The organism is Streptomyces sp. NPDC047043 (assembly GCF_040644055.1).
Taxonomy (GTDB): Bacteria; Actinomycetota; Actinomycetes; order Streptomycetales; family Streptomycetaceae; genus Streptomyces.
This window is the reverse complement of the sequence record NZ_JBEYVO010000007.1, coordinates 64,168-80,197: the sequence shown is the minus strand read 5'-3', so window position 1 is coordinate 80,197 and position 16,030 is coordinate 64,168. Positions and strand designations below refer to the sequence as shown.

At 69.4% G+C, this 16,030-nt stretch carries 12 protein-coding genes; 2 read left to right on the top strand and 10 right to left on the bottom strand.

Translation table 11 applies throughout. The features are described 5' to 3' along the window. Positions 1–3 precede the first annotated feature (3 nt). The 5 genes from ABZ880_RS12655 to ABZ880_RS12635 are packed head-to-tail and all read right to left on the bottom strand — an operon-like array spanning position 4 to position 6,249. Positions 4–2,016, bottom strand: coding sequence for a beta-galactosidase (locus ABZ880_RS12655; RefSeq protein WP_361260672.1), 2,013 nt, complete (start codon positions 2,014–2,016; stop codon positions 4–6). After that, positions 2,013–2,702, bottom strand: coding sequence for a hypothetical protein (locus ABZ880_RS12650; RefSeq protein WP_361260670.1), 690 nt, complete (start codon positions 2,700–2,702; stop codon positions 2,013–2,015). The genes ABZ880_RS12655 and ABZ880_RS12650 overlap by 4 nt, the downstream gene beginning before the upstream one ends. Further along, on the bottom strand, positions 2,699–4,354 hold the full coding sequence (locus ABZ880_RS12645) for an extracellular solute-binding protein (protein ID WP_361260668.1): 1,656 nt from the start codon (positions 4,352–4,354) through the stop codon (positions 2,699–2,701). The genes ABZ880_RS12650 and ABZ880_RS12645 overlap by 4 nt, the downstream gene beginning before the upstream one ends. Before the next feature lie 36 nt (positions 4,355–4,390). Continuing rightward, positions 4,391–5,263 carry a carbohydrate ABC transporter permease gene (locus ABZ880_RS12640; RefSeq protein WP_361260666.1) on the bottom strand — a complete coding sequence of 291 codons (873 nt, stop codon included), beginning with the start codon at positions 5,261–5,263 and terminating at the stop codon, positions 4,391–4,393. Further along, positions 5,257–6,249, bottom strand: a complete 993-nt coding sequence (locus ABZ880_RS12635) for an ABC transporter permease subunit (RefSeq protein WP_361260664.1) — start codon at positions 6,247–6,249, stop codon at positions 5,257–5,259. Before ABZ880_RS12635 ends, ABZ880_RS12640 begins: the two co-directional genes overlap by 7 nt. A 228-nt stretch (positions 6,250–6,477) precedes the next feature. On the opposite strand from ABZ880_RS12635, the gene ABZ880_RS12630 reads away from it, so the two are divergent. Continuing rightward, positions 6,478–7,485 carry an acetylxylan esterase gene (locus ABZ880_RS12630; RefSeq protein WP_361260662.1) on the top strand — a complete coding sequence of 336 codons (1,008 nt, stop codon included), beginning with the start codon at positions 6,478–6,480 and terminating at the stop codon, positions 7,483–7,485. Here the strand turns inward: ABZ880_RS12630 and ABZ880_RS12625 are convergent. Both ABZ880_RS12625 and ABZ880_RS12620 read right to left on the bottom strand, forming a co-directional pair. Beyond that, the gene (locus tag ABZ880_RS12625; protein ID WP_361260660.1) at positions 7,466–10,738 is read right to left on the bottom strand and encodes a GH92 family glycosyl hydrolase; all 3,273 of its coding nucleotides are present in this window, start codon (positions 10,736–10,738) and stop codon (positions 7,466–7,468) included. The genes ABZ880_RS12630 and ABZ880_RS12625 overlap by 20 nt on opposite strands. A gap of 355 nt (positions 10,739–11,093) precedes the next feature. After that, positions 11,094–12,167 (bottom strand): lytic polysaccharide monooxygenase, encoded by a 1,074-nt coding sequence (locus ABZ880_RS12620; protein ID WP_361260658.1) that lies wholly within the window; start codon positions 12,165–12,167, stop codon positions 11,094–11,096. A gap of 310 nt (positions 12,168–12,477) precedes the next feature. Between ABZ880_RS12620 and ABZ880_RS12615 the strand changes: the two genes are divergently transcribed. Then, a complete protein-coding gene (locus ABZ880_RS12615; protein WP_361260656.1) occupies positions 12,478–13,080 on the top strand; it encodes a Uma2 family endonuclease in 603 nt (200 codons plus the stop codon). A 10-nt stretch (positions 13,081–13,090) separates the two neighbouring features. Here the strand turns inward: ABZ880_RS12615 and ABZ880_RS12610 are convergent, their stop codons facing one another. The 3 genes from ABZ880_RS12610 to ABZ880_RS12600 form a co-directional block, all read right to left on the bottom strand. Next, positions 13,091–13,693 carry an HD domain-containing protein gene (locus tag ABZ880_RS12610; RefSeq protein WP_361260654.1) on the bottom strand — a complete coding sequence of 201 codons (603 nt, stop codon included), beginning with the start codon at positions 13,691–13,693 and terminating at the stop codon, positions 13,091–13,093. A gap of 81 nt (positions 13,694–13,774) precedes the next feature. Then, positions 13,775–15,301 carry an ATP-binding protein gene (locus tag ABZ880_RS12605; protein WP_361260652.1) on the bottom strand — a complete coding sequence of 509 codons (1,527 nt, stop codon included), beginning with the start codon at positions 15,299–15,301 and terminating at the stop codon, positions 13,775–13,777. After that, positions 15,298–16,023: a response regulator transcription factor gene (locus ABZ880_RS12600; protein WP_361260650.1), complete on the bottom strand. Its 726-nt coding sequence runs from the start codon at positions 16,021–16,023 to the stop codon at positions 15,298–15,300. The genes ABZ880_RS12605 and ABZ880_RS12600 overlap by 4 nt, the downstream gene beginning before the upstream one ends. Between the last annotated feature and the right edge of the window lie 7 nt (positions 16,024–16,030).

Below are 16,030 nucleotides of genomic sequence, written 5' to 3'. Positions count from 1 at the left end.
CGTCTACTGAAGGCGCAGGACCGCGACGCCCAGTGGGTCGAGGGTGAGCGGGTCCTGCGCCTCGACCTGCTTGCCGGTCAGGAGCTCGGTCGCCGTCGCGTGTGCCGTCAACCGGGCCGGTTCCTGGGCGTGGTTGAGGAGGAAGAGCAGACGGGTGCCGTCCGGGGCGACGCGGTGCGCGGTCTCCACGGTGGGGTGGTTGGCGTACGGGCCGAGCAGTCCGTGCCGGGTGAGGATGCGGCGTACGACGTGGTCGACGCCCGGCTGGTCCAGCGCCGTGGCGACGTACCAGGCCTCGCCCCCTCCGTACTCGTGCCGGGTCACCGCCGGGGTGCCCGCGTAGAAGTCGGCGCCGTATGTGGCGATGGCCTCCGCTCCGCGCGGCAGCACGATCTCGAAGACGAGCCGGGCCGCTGCGCCCAGTTCGGGGACGGGCTGCACGAACTCCGGTGGGCGGGCGTCCCATTCGTCGATCCGGATGCCCATCAGGTCGGCGAGCGGGCCCGGGACGTCGGTGAGGAAGGCGCGGTCGTGTTCGTCGACCCGGCCGGAGAGGAAGGTGCTCAGGACCGTGCCGCCCCGTGCGGCCACCGCCTCGAGGCGGCCGGCGAGGTCGCCCTTGACCATGTGCAGGGTGGGGGCGAGGACCACGTCGTAGGGGGTGAGGTCGGCGGTCTGCGGTACGACGTCGACGTCGGCGCCGGCCTTACGGGCGGCCCGGTAGTACGCGTGGACCACGTCCGGGTACTTGACCAGCCGGGACGGGCCGTCGGAGATCTCCAGGGCCCACCAGCTGTCCCAGTCGAAGAGGAGGGCGGTGCGGGCGGGGGTGCGGGCGCCGAGGGTCGCGGAGCCGAGCAGCTCCAACTCCCGCCCCAGGCCCGCCACTTCGCGGAAGACTCGGGTGTCGTCGCGGCCCGCGTGGCCGACGACCGCCCCGTGGTACTTCTCGCAGGCTCCGCGCGAGGCGCGCATCTGGAAGTACAGGGCCGCGTCGGCGCCGTGGGCGATCGCCTGGAAGGTGGTGAGACGGAGTTCGCCGGGGCGTTTGAGCGGGTTGACGTCACGGCAGGCCGTCGTCGACGGGGTCTGTTCCATCAGCCAGAAAGGGGCGCCGTCCTTGAGCCCCCTCATCAGGTCGTGGGCGAGGGCGGGGCGGGTCGGCGGGGCGTCCAGGGGCGGGTAGTTGTCCCAGGAGGCGAAGTCCAGGTGGGGCGCCCAGCGGTGGTAGTCGAGGGGGCGGAACAGGCCCATGAAGTTGGTGGTGACGGGGGTTTCGGGGTCGCGGCTGCGGATCGCCTCCTTCTCGGCGAGGAAGCAGCCGAGGAGGGCGTCGGTGGTGAAGCGGAAGTAGTCGAGGGTGGTGCCCTGGAAGGCGGTGTGGTCGGGGCCGCGCCAGTGCTCGGTGAGGGCGCTCGGGGGTTCGATCTCGGCGAAGTCGGTGTAGCGGTGCGACCAGAAGGTGGTGCACCAGGCGTCGTTGAGGGCGTCGAGGGTGACGTACTTGTTCCGCAGCCAGTCACGGAAGGCCTCGGCGCACAGGTCGCAGTAACAGGCGCCGCCGTACTCGTTGTTGATGTGCCAGGCCAGCAACGCCGGGTGGTCCGCGTACCGTTCGCCGAGGCGAGCCGCCAGCGCGGTCGACAGGCGGTGGTACGCGGGTGAGCTCGGGCAGAAGTTGTGACGCTGGCCGTAGCGGTGGCGTCGGCCCTCGAAATCGGTGCGGTTGACCTCGGGGTACTTCTTGGCGAGCCAGGGCGGGAGGGCCGCGGTTCCGGTGGCCAGGCAGACGCTTCTGTTCTCCGCCGCCGCCCGGTCGAGGATGCGGTCGAGGACCGTGAAGTCGTAGGTGTCCTCGGCGGGTTGGGTGAGGGACCAGGAGAAGACGCCGACGGTGAGGGTGTCGATGCCGGCCTGTGTGAACAGGCGGTGGTCCTCGTCCCAGACCTCCTCGGGCCACTGCTCCGGGTTGTGGTCGCCGCCGTACGGGATCTTCGGGGTGCGGGGCGCGGTCATACGGTGAAGTCCTCCTGGGTCTCGGCGATCACCGCGCGGCTTCCGTGCAGCAGGGAGAGCAGCAGTGGGGCGGCCAGCAGCGCGGGCAGGGCCTCGGTCAGCAGGGCGGTGCCGGCGGCGGACAGGACGAGCAGGGAGGCCGCGGCGAGCGTGGCCCGGCCGTGCCGGAACAGGAAGTACCCGGCGAGGCGGGCGGTGTCGCGGGCGCGGAAAGTGAAGAGCGAGGTCAGGACGAGGGCGTGGGCGCCCCAGAGGAGGGAGGCGAGGCCGATGCCGGCCAGCAGCAGCGCCCACCAGCCGGGCAAGCCCGTCGCCGCGAAGTGGGTGAGGGTGAAGGCGATCACCGTCAGCCAGGCGAGCAGGGGCGTCCAGAGTCCAAGGACCGGGAGCGCGTTGAGCCGCCAGCCGCGCGCGTATGCGCGGGCCGGGTGCAGGTCGGTGAGGTCGCGGTCGCGGTGGTGGAGGGCGTACAGCGCGGCGGACAGGGCCGGACCGAGCGGGAGCAGGGATACGGCGGCCAGGGGGAGGTTGGCGGGCTCGGGCCCCAGGAGGAACAGCACGGCCAGACCCGGCGAGGCCGCCGCGAGCAGCAGGACCTCCACGGTGACCAGCGTGTGGACCAGCGCGACGGCCCGGGAGAGGGGGCCGTCGCCGAAGGAGGCGGAGGCTGCGCGGGTGCTGCTCACCCGTTCTCCTTCTTGAAGCGCTCGTACGCCTTGTTGTGGAGGTCCACGAGCTGCTGCATGTTCTTCGCCTTCAACTCGGCGATGTAGGAGCCCCATTCGGACATCGGGCGCTTGCCGAGGACGAACTTGAGGGTGTTCTGGATGGCGTGGTCCTTGAGCGGGGTGTCCCAGAGCGTCGCCTGCTCCTGCTCCGCGGACCGGAGCGGGTGTGCCGGGTCGACGGGCAGCTGCTCGCGCTGGGACATGGCCTCCTGGAACTTCTTCTCGTCCGGGCTGAAGGAGGAGGAGACCAGCTTCCAGCTGCCGCCGTAGGTGAAGACGCCGTTGAAGAACCCGAAGTCCTTCTGGAGGTCCTTGGGGGCGTCCGGGTCGGAACCCATGAGGGAGATCCCGGGCTCCAGCTCGTAGGTGTCGCCGGACTTGGTGTAAGTGACGCCCTTGACGCCCCACTTGCAGAACTCCTGGCCCTCGTCCGAGTACCAGAGCCAGTCCACGAACTGCATGAGCGCGACGAAGGTGTCACTCTTGAGGGCCTTGCCGGAGACCATGATGCCGTTCTCCAGCCGGACGCCGCTGAGCACGACGGGGCCGGCCGGTCCGAGGGGCACCGGCACCATCTCGATCTTGGCACCCTTGACCTGCTTCTGCAGGTTGAAGCGGTAGTTCTGCACCAGCTCCTGCGGATTGGCGCTGATCACGTACGACTTCTCGGCCAGCAGCTTCTGCACGGCCTGGTCGTCCTGCTGGGTGAAGCTCTCCGGGTCGAGCAGCTTCTCGGCGACGAGCTTTCTCAGGTACTCGACCATCGCGCGGTAGTCGTCCTGCGCGGCGGTGAAGACGAACTTCTTCGCCTTGGTGTCGAAGCTGATGTTGTCGTAGGACCAGCCGGCCCTGACCCCGTACGCCTGGCCGAGGTAGCTGAACAACGCGCCGCACGGGAAGGGGGTGTTGGTGCTCCAGCGGTCGGTCCACGGGTACTTGTCGGGGTACTGGGCCTTGAGCGCCTTCAGGACGTCGTACACCTCGTCCCAGGTGGTCGGCAGGCTCAGACCGTGCTTGTCGAGGACGTCCGTGCGGAGGGACAGCGAGTAGCCGGCCTTGGGCTTCTCGTGCAGTCCGGGCAGCAGGTAGTACTTGCCGTCGGACTGGCGGATGGAATCGAGCTCGGGCTCGAGCTTCCACTTCTTCACCTTGGCCCGGTAGTTGGGCATCAGGTGCACATAGTCGCTGACCGGGAGGATCGCGCCGGACGACACGAAGGCGACCTCGGAGGGGTGGTACGTCTTGGGGATCAGGAAGGGGGCGTCGCCCGCACCGATGAGGACGCTGCGCTTCTTCTCGTAGTCCGCAAGCGGGACGTCGAGGGGCTTGATGGTGATGCCGGTGCGCTTGGTGACCTCCTTCCAGAACAGCCAGCTGCCCTTGAGGGGGTAGACCGGGTTGTCGTTGTGCAGCATGGAGAAGGACAGCGGTTTCGCCGCCTTGAACTGCCGGCCGGCGCGGTACTCCTTCATCGCGCCGTTCTGCTTCTTGGAAAGGTCCTTGGAATCACCTCCGTCGTCGCCGCTGCCGCAGCCGGTGAGGGTGGCGAGGCCGATGAAGCCGGCGGCCGCCAGGATCTGACGCCGCGACAGCTGTCCTTGGTTATTCACGGGAACTCCTTTGTTCCGTAGGTCAGTTGAGGGACGTCAGCCCTTGACCGCGCCGAGCATCACGCCCGAGACGAAGTAGCGCTGGACGAACGGGTACACGCAGATGACCGGCAGGGCGGTGAGCACGATGGTGACCGCCTCGATGCTCGCGCCGACCTGGCTGAGCTGGTCGGTGGTGGCTCCGGCGTTGCCGCCGCCGGTGGCGCCCGCGATGAGGTTGCGCAGATAGACCGTGACCGGCATCAGATCGGTGCGGTCCATGTAGAGGAAGGCGCTGAACCAGGAGTTCCAGAAGGACACCGAGTAGAAGAGCACCATCGTCGCGACGACGGCCTTGGACAGCGGCAGCACGATCCTGAGGAGGATGCCGTAGGTGCTCAGTCCGTCGATCTGCGCGGCCTCCTCCAGTTCGGTCGGCAGGCTCTCGAAGAACGCCTTCATCACCAGGAGGTTGAAGACGCTGATCGCGTTGGGCAGCGCGATCGCCCACACGCTGTTCTTCAGGCCGAAGGTGGTGATCAGCACGTAGTTGGGGATCAGGCCGCCGGTGAAGAACATGGTGAAGACAGCGACGCCGATGAGCGCGGTGCGGCCCTTGAGGTGCTTCTTCGACAGGACGTAGGCGTAACAGGTCGTCAGGGCCATGGCCACGGCGGTCGATACGACCGTGTAGAGCACGGTGTTGCCGTAGTTCCGCCAGAACATCGAGTCATGGAAGACGATCTTGTACGTGGTGAGGTTGAACCCCTTGGGCCACAGGGTCACCTCACCGGCCCTGATCTGGCGCTCCCCGCTGAAGGACCGGGCGACGATGTTGGCGAACGGGTACAGGGTCACGACCACGACGAAGGTGAGGATCAGCCCGTTGACGCCCTGGAAGACACGGTGGGAACGGCTGGTTTTCACCACAGGCTGGTCCCCACTGTGCGGCGCGAGAGCTGGTTGGCGGATGTGATCAGGACCAGGCCGATGACCGCCTCGAACAGGCCGATGGCGGCCGCGTAACTGAAGCTGTTGGACTCGACACCGGCCCGGTAGACGTACGTCGAGATCACGTCGGCGGTCGGGTAGGTCAGCGGGTTGTACAGCAGCAGGACCTTCTCGAAGCCGACCGCCATGAACGTGCCGACGTTCAGGATCAGCAGCGTGATCATGGTGGGCCTGATGCCGGGCAGGGTGACGTGCCAGATCTGCTGCCGGCGGTTGGCGCCGTCGATGCGCGCGGCCTCGTACAGGTCCTCGTCGATCGTGGTGAGCGCGGCGAGGTAGAGGATCGTGCCCCAGCCGGCCGTCTGCCAGATCTCCGAGCCGACGTAGATCGTGCGGAACCACTCGGGTTCCTGGATGAAGCGGATCGGGTCGTGCCCGAACCAGCCGAGGACGTGGTTGACCGGCCCGTCGGTGGCGAGCATCTGCATGGTGATCCCCGCGACGATCACCATCGACAGGAAGTGCGGAAGGTACGACACCGACTGCACGAACCGCTTCAGGGAGCGCCTGCGCACCTCGTTCAGCAGCAGCGCCAGGACGATCGGGATCGGGAAGCAGAAGACGAGCGTGAGCCCGCCGAGCCACAGCGTGTTGCGGAACACCTGCCAGAACGTCGGATCGCTCAGGAACATGCGCACATAGCGCAGCCCCACCCACTCCTCGCCGAACACCGAGCCGCCCGGCTCGAAGCGGCGGAAGGCGATCACATTGCCGATCATCGGCAGATAGCGGAAGACCAGGAAGAACAGCAGGGGCAGCAGGGCCAGCGAGTACAGCTGCCAGTCGCGGCGCAGTGCCCTTCGCCAACTCACCTTTGGCGACGGCGGGTTGGGGCGGGGCGCCGTCTTCGGCGGGGGCGGGTCCTGGGTGCCGGGCGGTGGAGCCGACGTGGTGGAGGTGCTCATGCTCGGGCCTTCCGGGGCGGGGGACGCGGAACCGAAACTTTCGAGCTCTTACCGGTAACTTCGCGGCAACCTAGAGGCACTCAGAAAGCGCTGTCAATGGGTCACGCAGGAGATGTCAGAGGCGGATGCGCGGTGTTGGAACCCTCTGAGTACGGGGTAGAACACGGGAATTCGCTTCTGCGGTTCCGCAAGTTTCCATCACCGGACCGACTCCTGCGAGGTGCCGCCGTGCCCGCGTTCGACCTGCCACTGCCCGAGCTGGAGCGCCATCGTCCGGAGCCCGAAGAGCCCCCGGACTTCGACGAGTTCTGGCAGGGCACCCTCAAGGACGCGGCCCAGCGGGACCCGTTGGTGTCGGTGCGGGTGGTGGAGACCGGGCTACGGCTGACGGAGACCTTGGACGTGACGTTCCGAGGCTTCGCCGGGGATCCCGTGCGCGCCTGGTTCAGTCGTCCGGCGAGGTCCCGCGAACTCCTGCCCGCCGTCGTCGAGTTCGCGGGTTACGGGCGCGGCCGGGGCCTTCCGCACGAGCGGCTGACCTGGGTGAACGCCGGGTATGCGCATCTGCTCATGGACAACCGCGGCCAGGGCGACCAGTACGGCTGCGGCGGCGACACACCCGATCCGCAGTCGGGGTCGACGCCGGGCGGCCCGGGCCCGGCGGCGCGCGGCCTGCTCGCCCCGGAGCGCTACCACTACCGCCGGCTGATCACGGACGCGGTCCGTGCGGTGGCGGCGGTGCGCGCCCTGCCGGGTGTGGACGCGACCCGGACGGCGGTCGTCGGCAACAGCCAGGGCGGCGGACTCGCCCTGGCCGTCGCGGGGTTGCTGCCGGACCTGACGGCGGCCCTGGTCACCGCGCCTTTCCTGTGCGGCATCCGGCGGGCCCTCGACCTCACCGACGCGAGCCCGTACGGCGAGATCGCGGCCTACCTCGCCGTCCACCGGGGCGCGGAAACGGCCGCGTACCGCACCCTCTCCTACATGGAGGGCATCTCGTTCGCCCGCCGCGCGCACGCCCCGGCCCACTTCGGGGTCGGCCTGCGCGACACCGTGTGCCCGCCGAGCGGGGCGTACGCCGCGTTCAACCGGTACGCGGAGCTGGCCGGCGCGGACCCCCGCAAGGAGATCCACGCCTACCCGTACAACGGCCACGAGGGCGGCGAAGCAGTGCATGTTCGCCGCCAACTCGCTTGGCTGGCAGCGGTGTTGGAGGTCAGCTCGTCGCGAGGGTGAACACGTGCAGATCCGTGTTCTGCGGCAGCTTCACGCTCGCGATCGTCTTGCCCGCCGGTGCCTCGAAGGGCTTGGTGGCGAAGACGTACGTCGCCACCGGGTCCTTGTCCGCACCCGCGACATTCCGGTACGCGGTCTTGGCGACGACCTCGTTGCCGTACTGGACGGTGCCGCCGCCTCCGCCTACGGTCCAGTCGGTGAAGGAGAGGTCGACGGTGTCGGTGCTGCCGTCGGTGTAGGTGACGGTGGCCTTGGTCTGCTGGTTGCCGTTGACCGCACTGCCGATGAAGGACAACTTGGCCGCCGGGCCGGCGAGTTCCACGGTCTGGCCGTCCGCCGAGACGTTGTCCGGGCGGGCGTCCGGCGAGTTCGGCCAGGTGAAGGCGAGCCCGTCGACGGTGCCCTGACCGCCCGGCGTGAGACCGGCCGCCGAGAGCGCCTGGCGGGAGTAGCTCCAGCCGCCGCCGTCGTAGTCGGCCTCGTCGTGGTCGCCCTCGTCGTCCGAGATGCCGGTGTTGTTGTAGGCGGCGAGGAGAGTGCCGGGAGCGGCGACGGTGAGGGCGACGGGCTGCTCGTAGGAGGTGTCGCCGGAGGTCACCGTGACCTTGGCGTCGTAGAAGCCCTGTTTCATGTCCTTGGCGGAGCCGAGGGTGATCTCCTGGGAGCCGTCAACGACCGTTCCTTCGCCGGGAGTTGCCGTGATTCCGTCCGGTACGTCGACCTTGAACCGCACCTCGGGCCCGACACCCCCGCTCATCGACAGCGCACGGATGCCCACCTTCGCACTCCCGCCCGGCTCGATGGTCGCCGTGGTCGGACCGACACCGATCTGGTACGGCTGCTCGCCCTCACGGAAGGACGGCGGGGCGTCCGAGGGGTCGCTGCCCCAGGTCTTGTCGGGCGTACCGGAGAGCGTGTAGTCGAGCCTGCCGCCGTCCCGTACGAGGGAGGCGGGCAGCCAAGGCCGGTCGCTGGTACGGCCGTTGACCTTGAGTGAGTTGATGTACGGGGCGTCCGCGGCGGCGCCCTCCGCGCGGATGGAGATGTCGTTGCCGTGGGGCCGGTCGATCTCGATGCGCGGGAAGAGCGGGGAGGCGAGGGCGAGTTCGGCGCGGGACGGGACCTGCGGGTACATGCCGAGGGAGGAGAAGACGTACCAGGAGGACATCGCGCCGAGGTCGTCGTTGCCGGGGATACCGCCGGGCTGTGTCGACCAGAGCTGCTTCATCGCGGCGCGGACGGTCTCCTGCGACTTGTAGGGCGCGCCCGCGTAGTCGTACAGGTAGGGCACGTTGATCGACGGCTCGTTGTCCAGCTCGGACTTGTCGCCGCCGCTGCCGGTGAAGGCCCAACCGCCGTCGGCGTCGTGGAAGAAGGTGTCGAGGCGCTTCACGGAGGCGTCACGGCCGCCCATCGCGGCGAACAGGCCGGCCGGGTTGTGCTGGACCATCCAGGTGTACTGGGCGGCCGTACCCTCGACGAACCCGTTGCCGGTGGCCGGGGTGAAGCCGGTGACCCAGCTGCCGTCGGCCTTGCGGTTGGCGATGTATCCGCCGGTCGGGTCGGCGGCGATGTTGAAGTTGTTCTGCCACCACTGGGAGCGCTTGGCGAAGGTGGCCGCGGTGTCCTTCTCCCCTGCCGCGGTGGCGAGTTGGGAGAGGGAGAAGTCGGCGCCGGACATCTCGAGGGTCTCGGCGGCGCCGCCCCAGGCGTTGGAGACGGACGGCATGTAGTGCAGCTTCAAGTACTTGTCGAGCGAGGGGCGTTGACCGACGGACAGCACCGGCTTCCCGGCCGACGACAGGTCCTGCTCCGTCGGCACGGTGGCCGCCCGGACCAGTGACTTGAGGGCGCCGCGCAGGTCGAAGTCCGTGCCGCCGAAGGCGCGGATGCCGGCCAGGGCGGTGGGCGAGGGATCGCCGTTCATGATGTGGGTGCCGCCCGCGCCGTGCAGCCAGCGGTCCCACACGCCGCCGTTCTGCCGGGCGAGTTCGTACAGGGACTGCGCGATGTCGGAACCGGTGCGCGGGTCGAGGAGGGTCAGCAGCTGCACCTGGTTCCGGTAGACGTCCCAGCCGGAGAAGGTGCCGTACTGGGCCTGGTGGCCGCTGCCGACGGTGTGGACCTTGCCGTCGCTCCCCCGATATCTGCGGTCGGCGTCGCTGATGACGTTCGGGTGCAGGAGCGCGTGGTAGAGCGCGGTGTAGAAGGTGGTGCGCTCGTCGTCGGTACCGCCGCCGACGCGGATGGCGTCCAGCTGATCGCGCCAGGCGCGGTGGGCGGCGTCCTGCACCGAGCCGAAGGAGCGGTACGGCGGGTTCTCGGCGGCGAGGTTGGCCTCGGCGCCCGCCTGACTGACGTACGAGATGCCGACCTTGGCGTCGACGGGGCCGTCGCCGGGCTCGAACTCGACGTAGCCGCCGGCGCCCTTGCCGGCGACGGGGCGTCCACCGCTGGAGAAGCCGCCGGTGCCGCCGCCCGCCGAGGTCGAGCCCGGGCTGAGCTTGTCGTCCTGCCAGGTGCCGGTGGCCTTGAAGGCGCGGTCGAAGCGGGCGGTGAAGTAGAGGGTGTAGTAGGCGCGTTGGCCTTCCGGGTCGAGGTAGCCGCAGAAGTTCCCGGAGGTGACGGAGCCGGAGACGGTACGGGTCGCCGGGTCGATGGTGACCGACGAATCGGTGGAACCCACCTCGGAGTTGGCGGTGCGGACGAGGAGGGAGGCGGGTTTGTCGGCGGGGTACGTGAAGCGGGCCGACCCGGTGCGGGCGGTCGCGGTGAGGTCGGCCGTGACCCCCGACGCCAGGCCGACCTTGTAGTGACCGGGCTCGGCGGTCTCGTCGGCGTGGCTGAAGTCGGAGGCGTAGACGGCGTCCTTGGTGTCGCTCGCCGGCGACGACGTGACCTCACCGGCGTACGGGAAGAACGGGATGTCGCCGCTGCCGCCCGCGCAGCCCGTGCCCGACATGTGGGTCAGGCCGAAGCCGCGGATGCGGGTGGTGTCGTACTGGTAACCGCCGGGCGCGGCGGTGCGGGTGGCGTCGCCTCTGGTGTTCTCCGGGCTCCAGGAGAGCATGCCGAACGGGGTGACGGCGCCCGGGAAGACGTTGCCGCCGTTCTTGGTGCCGATGAGCGGGTCGACGTACGAGGTCGGGTCCCGGACGAGATCCGGTGGAGCGGCGGTGGCCGCCAGGGCGGGGGTGGCACCGCCGACCGCGAGAACCGCGGCCAGCAGCAATGACGTAGGACGGAAACGCATGACGCGGCCCCTCCTCCTTCGGACGGGTCGCGCACCACAGGTCGCACAAGCCGCAGGGACAGTAGCGTGCGCCACGCGTACCACGGAAGAGTGCGTACGGGGGCGGGGGCGCGCGGCAGGGACACCCGCACGGTGCAGCAAAGTGGGCCAACTGGTTTGACAGCGTTGTCGGTTGAGGCGATAGAGTCATGTGCAGACCATTAGACAACGTTGTCGCCGCATCGCGAGGTCGCCACAAGCCAGCACCACCCGGACAGGTACTCCCCCGGCCTGGCCCGGCTCGCGGACCCGGTGGAGCAAGACATCGCCACCGGGTCCGCCCCGAGCGGAGGTTCAGCCGTTCTGCCGCGGTGGTTCAGCCGACCCGGCAGGGAAGGGTCGTCGCCGGATCGCCGCCGTCGCCCGAGACGACGTAGCCGAAGGTCGCGCTCTGGCCCGGACTCAGCGAACCGTTCCAGTCGGCGTTGTGGACCATCACGTCCTGGCCGTTGTAGGTCGCGTCGCCGCTCCACAGGCTCTCGACCTTCTGGCCGCCGGGCAGCGTCCAGTTGACCATCCAGCCGAGCATCGGGACGTCACCGGAGTTGGTGACGGTGACCTCGGACTGGTAGCCGCCGCTCCAGCTGTTGGTGGTCCTGCGGGTGGCGGTGCAGGTGCCGGGCACGGGGTCGGTGGGGTTGCCGGGATCGTGGATGCCCGTCACCTCACCGTTTCCGCCGTCGAACACGACGTCGGAGCAGGAGTAGAAGGTCTCCGCGCTGTCCGAGCGCTGCCAGACCATGTAGATGATGTGGCGGCCCGACTTGTTCGCGGGAAGCTTGCCGGTCCAGGAGTAGTTGGCCTCGACCGTGCCCGGGGAGCCGTTGAGCGGCGGGTGGTCGACCGTGAGGAACGGGGTGTCCTCCATGTCGTCCCAGGTGAGCGTCCTGGTCGGGTCGAAGCCGTCCTTGGTGACGTAGACGTAGAACCAACCCGGGTGCGCCGCCCAGGCGTTGTAGGAGAAGTCGACGGTCGCGCCCGAGGTGAGGTGGGTCAACGGCCAGTCGCTGCGCGGGAGGTTGAAGCCCGTGAAGTTCGGGTTGCCGCCGCTGCAGAGCTCGCCGTCGGGCACGAAGCCGCGGGTGCGGCCGGCACCGTCCGAGCGCAGCACGGAGAACCAGTTGTAGAACGGCGTGGTGCCGCTGACCTGTTGGGCCGCCTTGCAGGCCGGGTTGACGGGCTTGATCTCGCCGGTGTCGGTGAGGCCGTCCTCCCAGCACAGGAAGGTGCGGCTGCCGGGTTTCATGGGGGTGCCGTGCGCTTCCGCCTTGCCGCCGGCCGTGACGACGAGGGCGAGGGCCGGGAGGGTGGCGAGGAGGGAGACCAGGATGAGGAGGAGGGCTCGGGTGCGGGTGGAGTCCGTTAATCGGTCCCTTGTTGTCAGGATCATGACAGGCAAATTTCCTTCGGGTACGGCTGTGCAGGTGCACGGGCGGGTATGCGGAGGTGAGGCGGGGTGAGGGCGGTCCGAGGGCGGCGGGTTCCGGTCCGTCGCCGAGTGGGAGCGCTCCCACCCCGTGTGTGGGGAAAGTAGCGCCGGTTGAGTCGGTTGTAAACGGGTCGCGATTGCCGTTTGGCGCGGCGGGGGGCGCGACGCGCGTCAACCGTGCGCCGTGGCATCACCGCTTCGGCCGGCTGTACCTTCGTACGTACGATCATGCCGCGTATCGACGTCCACCCTGACGTCCATGGGAGCAGTGATGACCACATCCCAGCAGGGACGGGCCACCGAGGACACCTGGATGTTCACGCCGGCCGACGGCTGGACCTTCGACCAGGTCAAGGACTTGGAGCTGCCCTTCGACTGGGAACTCGTGGATGGACGGATCGTGGTTCGAGAACAGACCAGGTTCTGGCACAGCCAAGTGCGGGACGAGATTGTGGCCGCTCTGAAGGCGGCGCGCAGCGAACCGTACAAGATTGTGGCCGAGCAATGCGTAATGGTCGATGACCAGAACACGCCCAAGCCCGACGTGATCGTCTTTGACCCCCGAGAGCTGAACTTTTTCGAGATCGAGTGTGTTCCGGTGGGGAAGGTCTCCCTCGTCGTGGAGGTCGTCTCCCCCGGCTCCCGCCAGGACGACCGCGTACGCAAGCCCGCGCTCTTCTCCGCGAACAAGGTCCCTTACTACTGGCGCGTGGAACTGGACCGGGACCAGAAGCTCGCGGTGCACGAGTACTGGCTCAACGCGGACACCCTCTCGTACTTCCCCGCGCCGTCCCACCCGGTGCACAACGACAAGCTCGTCACCGCGCTGCCGTTCCCCGTCGAGATCGATCTCGACGCGCTCCTCGGCTTCTGATCCCGCCGTCTCAGCGCACTCGCTCCACCGGGTAGGCCGCCTGGAAGGCCAGTCGCCCGTCGGCGTCCTGGCCGATGGCCGTGAGCAGGTCGTCGAAGGACAGGAACTCCTCCCAGGCCGTCCGTCCGCTCGCTTCCGCGAGACGTGCGACGAACAGGTCCTCCAACTCCTGGACCCGCTTGCCCTTCCAGATCTTGTCGGCGACGCTCACCAGCAGATCTTCGAGGCCGATGCCCGGCCGGGTCCAGGTCGCGTGCGACGCCGCGAACCGGGCCAGCTCCGGGGCGATGCCATGGGCCAGCAGCAGCTCGCGCCCGGCGGCCTCGTGCGCAGAACCGGGGCCGGACAGTTCGGCCGGGTGTGCCGTCTTGCCGATGTCGTGCGTGGCCGCTCCGAACAGCACGGCCTCTCGGTCGAGTTGGACCGACGGATGCTCCCGCGCCATCCAGTCCACCAGTTGGTGCGCTACGTCGTGGACCGCCCTGAGGTGGGCCGCCAGACGGGGCGGGGCGTCCAAGTCCCGGAGGAGTCGGGCCACTTGGTCGGGCAGCGGGCGCAGGGGCGGGTCGCCGGGGTCGTGCAGGGCGGGCTGGAGGGGGTCGACGGTCGTCACCGCGTCAGGGTAGGGGGGCGGGGTGAGGCGCGCATGAGGAATCGCGTCACACCGGTCGCCCGCCGCAGCCTTGTCGCTCCGCTATACCGACGCCGGTTTCGTGTGACCCACCGGCTCCACAGCGGGCTCGAGCTCGGGGATCGGTACGGCGGACGGCAGTTCGACGGTGAACTCCGTGCGCCCCGGGACGCTTTCCACCTCGATACGTCCCCCGTGCGCCCCCACGATCGCCGCCGCGATCGCCAGTCCCAGCCCCGATCCGCCTTCCTTGCCGGGCGTCCTGGCCCGAGACGTGTCCGCGCGGGTGAACCGCTCGAAGACCCTCGGGAGCAGTTCCGGCGGAATACCGGGCCCGTCGTCCCGCACCCTGACCACGCACCGCTCCCCCGTCGCCGCCACCTCCGCCACCACCGTCGTGCCCACCGGTGTGTGCATGCGGGCGTTGGCCAGCAGGTTGGCCACGACCTGGTGGAGGCGGGACTCGTCGCCGAGGACCAACGAGGGGGCGTCGAGGGAGAGTTGGAGTTGCCATTCGTGGCCGGTGCCTGCCGCTCGCGCGTCCCACACCGCCTCCGCGACCACCGCCGCGAGGTCCACCTCGCCCGACTCCAGCGGGCGGCCCTCGTCCAGGCGGGCCAACAGCAGCAGGTCCTCGACCAGGCCCGTCATGCGGGCCGACTCCGCCGAGACGCGTCGCCAGGCGAGGACCGGCTCGATGCGGTCCGTGCCGCGGTTCATCAGTTCCGCGTAGCCCGCGATCGAGGCGAGCGGGGTGCGGAGTTCGTGGCTGGCGTCGGCCAGGAAGCGGCGCATGCGTTCCTCGCTGCGGCGCACCTGCTCCTCGCCGCGCTGGCGTTCGGCGAGGGAGGACTCGACGTGGTCGATCATCCGGTTGAGGGCGGCGCCGACCTGGCCGGCCTCGGTGCCGGGGTCGGTGTCGCGGGCCGGGACACGGGTGAGGCCGGTGACCTCCCCGCGGTCCAGCGGGGCCCTGGAGACCTCGACCGCGGTGGCGGCGACCCGGCCCAGAGGGCGCAGTTGACGTCGTATGACCACCGCGCAGACCACACCCGCGGCCGTCAGTCCGGCCGCTGCCACGCCCGCCTCCACCATGACCAGTCCGCCGATCATGTTCTGCACGTTGCCCATCGGGAGACCGGTCAGGACGCGGATGCCGTCCGAGTCGAGCGCGGTGATCCGGTAGGTGCCCAGAGCGGGGACGGTGACCGTGTGCTCTGAGCCGTCGGTCGCGATGCCCCGCAGTGCGGCGCGCTGGGCGGTGGTCAGGTTCTGCGGCGGGGCGTCCTGGCTGACGACGGCCGCCGAGACGATCGTGCCGTCGTCGTCGAACCGGGCGGCGAGCAGTCCGGCGGGATGGCCGTTCTCGGTGAGGAAGGACAGGTTGGCCTCGTCGTCCGGATGGAGCCCGGCTCCGCCCAGGCTGCGCTGGGCGGCGTTGGTGACGCGGTCGTCCAGGTCGCCCATGAGATAGGCGCGTTGGACGGCCGCGGTGACGAGCGCCATCGCCCCGCATACGACGAAGAGGGTGGCCGTGATGAACAGCAGCAGGCGGGTGCGCAGGGAGCGGCCGCGCAGGCGGGCGGTCATCTGCCGTCCTCCGTCGGCCTGATGGTGTAGCCCATGCCGCGGACGGTGTGGATCATCGGTGCCCGGCCCTTGTCGATCTTCCGGCGCAGGTTCGAGATGTAGACCTCGACCAGGTTGCCGCCGCCGTCGAAGGAACTGCTCCACACGTGGTCCAGGATCTGGGACTTGCTCAGCACCTGGCGCGGGTGGTTCAGGAGAAGGCCGAGCAGGTCGAATTCCTTGGCGGTGAGCTGGATGTGCTGACCTGCGCGGTGCACCTCGCGGGTCTCCTCCGTCAGGACCAGGTCCCCGAGAACCCGTACGGAGTCGTCGGTGCGGTTCCGGTCGGTGGCGGCCCGGCGCAGCAGTCCGCGCAGGCGCACCACGACCTCCTCCAGCGAGAAGGGCTTGGTGACGTAGTCGTCGGCTCCGTTCTCGAGGCCGTCGATGCGGTGCTCGAGGGCGTCGCGGGCCGTGAGCATCAGTACCGGGAGCTTCGGGTTCTCGTGGCGCAGGCGGCGCAGTACCTGGATGCCGTCCAGGTCCGGCAGCATCCCGTCGAGCACGACGGCGTGCGGGGCGCAGCCGCGGGCGATCCGCAGCGCGCTGCGCCCGTCGGCGGCCGGGTAGGGCCGCCAGCCCGCCTCGGCGACGGCGACGGAGAGCACGTCGGTGAGCGCGGGCTCGTCGTCGACGATGAGCACACGGACGGAGCCGGTTCGGGACACGGAGGTGCCAGACATGTCTCGA